The organism is Microcystis sp. LE19-41.2A, assembly GCF_027530405.1.
Classification (GTDB): domain Bacteria; phylum Cyanobacteriota; class Cyanobacteriia; order Cyanobacteriales; family Microcystaceae; genus Microcystis; species Microcystis aeruginosa.
On the sequence record NZ_JAPZQJ010000354.1, the window covers coordinates 1 to 2,209 of the forward strand.

Annotated in this window: 2 protein-coding genes; one reads left to right on the forward strand and one right to left on the reverse strand. The window is 42.3% G+C overall.

Annotation, left to right across the window (positions count from 1 at the left end; genetic code table 11):
* Positions 1 to 116: 116 nt before the first annotated feature.
* Positions 117 to 1,076 (reverse strand): quinolinate synthase NadA, encoded by a 960-nt coding sequence (gene nadA / locus O9290_RS14410; RefSeq protein WP_043998788.1) that lies wholly within the window; start codon positions 1,074 to 1,076, stop codon positions 117 to 119.
* 221 nt (positions 1,077 to 1,297) lie between these two features.
* On the opposite strand from nadA, the gene tatC reads away from it, so the two are divergent.
* Positions 1,298 to 2,059 carry a twin-arginine translocase subunit TatC gene (gene tatC / locus O9290_RS14415; RefSeq protein ID WP_002756761.1) on the forward strand — a complete coding sequence of 254 codons (762 nt, stop codon included), beginning with the start codon at positions 1,298 to 1,300 and terminating at the stop codon, positions 2,057 to 2,059.
* Positions 2,060 to 2,209 lie beyond the last annotated feature (150 nt).

The following is a 2,209-nucleotide window of genomic DNA, read 5'->3' on the forward strand; positions in this document are numbered from 1 at the left end:
CTGATAACTGATAACTGATAACTGATAACTGATAACTGATAACTGATAACTGATAACTGATAACTGATAACTGATAACTGATAACTGATAACTGATAACTGATAACTGATAACTGATTAAGACATTTCTAACATTCTTTGAATCGGCAACAGTGCCTTAACTCTTAAATCTTCAGAAATAGTAATTTCTGGAGTTGTATCTCGCATACAGAGATACAATTTTTCGAGAGTGTTCAGTCTCATGTAGGGACACTCATTACAAGCACAGTTATTCAAACCTGGTGCGGGTATAAATAGTTTTTCTGGGGCCGATTTTTGCATCTGGTGAATAATCCCCGGTTCTGTGGCGACAATAAAGGTTTTTTCAGAACTTTTCAGGGAATAATTTAATAGTGCCGTCGTGGAACCAATATAATCGGCATGGCGTAAAACCGATGATTCACACTCAGGATGGGCGATAATTTTTGCTTCTGGATGGGCAACTTTTAATTCTATTATCTTGCGTTCGGAAAAAGTTTCATGGACAATACAACTACCCTGCCAGAGAACTAAATCTCTACCAGTTTGCTGACTGACGTAACGGCCTAAATTGCGATCGGGAGCGAAGATAATCGGTTGATGGGCAGGGATTTGATTAACTATTTTGACTGCGTTGGAACTGGTGCAGATAATATCACTCATGGCCTTAATTTCTGCACTGCAATTGATATAGGAAATCACGATATGATCGGGATATTGGGCTTTAAAACGAGCAAAATCTTCAGGATGACAACTATCAGCTAAAGAACATCCTGCATCTAAATCCGGCAGCAATACCAACTTATCTGGGTTTAAGATTTTAGCTGTTTCTGCCATGAAGTGAACCCCCGCAAATACGATCACATCTGCTGGCGTTCGGGCAGCCTGTTGGGATAAACCGAGAGAATCACCAATATAATCAGCTATATCCTGTATGTCAGAATTTTGATAGTAGTGAGCCAGAATAACGGCGTTTAATTCCCGTTTAAGCTCTTTAATTGCCGTAAATAGGTCATCAGGTAAGCTCGATCGATTTGTGGGTTGAACAGTTGTGAACACGGCGGCATTTATGGTTATTTTTACCAAATACTAAACAAGTTCCTAGATCATAGCAAATTTTTTTTAAGGGGAGTGGGGGAGTGGGGAAGTGGGGAAGTGGGGGGCAACTTTGATTTATTATCCTGAATTCTGTCTCCGAACTCCGAACCCCGAACCCCGAACCCCCATCCCCTATCAATGCTAGGATAAAGGCTTGAGTAGAGAACGATCGAGCGAAAGCCATGTCATCGACAGAAGTAAAAACCCCGCCCCCAGACAGTACCGAATTTCTCGACGAATTGCCCGGAGAAGTGGAAATGTCCTTATTTGACCACTTGGAGGAATTGCGGCGCCGGATTTTTTATAGTTTAATTGCCGTGGCTGTAGGTGCGGTGGGATGTTTTATCTTCGTTAAACCCCTAGTACAAGTGCTGGAAGTTCCCGCCCAAGGGGTAAAATTTTTGCAGTTAGCTCCGGGAGAATTTTTTTTCGTCTCCCTAAAAGTAGCTGGATATAGCGGCATACTGGTGGCTAGTCCGGTCATTCTCTTACAAATTATCCTCTTTGTGCTGCCGGGGTTAACCCGTCGCGAACGGCGTTTAATTGTCCCGGTAGTCTTAGGATCGAGTGTTTTATTTTTTGCTGGTTTATTTTTTGCCTATATTGCCCTGATTCCCGCCGCTTTAAACTTTTTTGTCAATTATGGGGCCGAAGTGGTCGAACAAGCTTGGTCGATCGAGCGCTATTTTGAATTTGTCTTACTTTTGCTGTTTAGTACCGGCATCGCCTTTCAAATTCCCGTTATTCAATTGATTTTGAGCTTTTTAGGCATTATTTCCTCGCAAACGATGTTATCGGGTTGGCGTTTCGTGGTTTTGGGTGCGGTGATTTTAGGCGCAATTTTAACCCCTTCCACAGATCCTCTCACCCAATCCCTGTTAGCAGGGGCGGTCTTGGGTCTATACTTTGGGGGGATTGGGGTAGTGAAATTAACGGGACGTTAACTAGCTATTAGCCGTCAGGCTCTTCTCGACTTTGTGTGATAATTTTTGCTTATGAAATCGTGAAATGTTTACTGGGAAAGACTTTTAGGACTATTTGGTTAAATAAACTATCAGTATAGACCTCGTTTCCACACAGAAACCAGAAGAGCC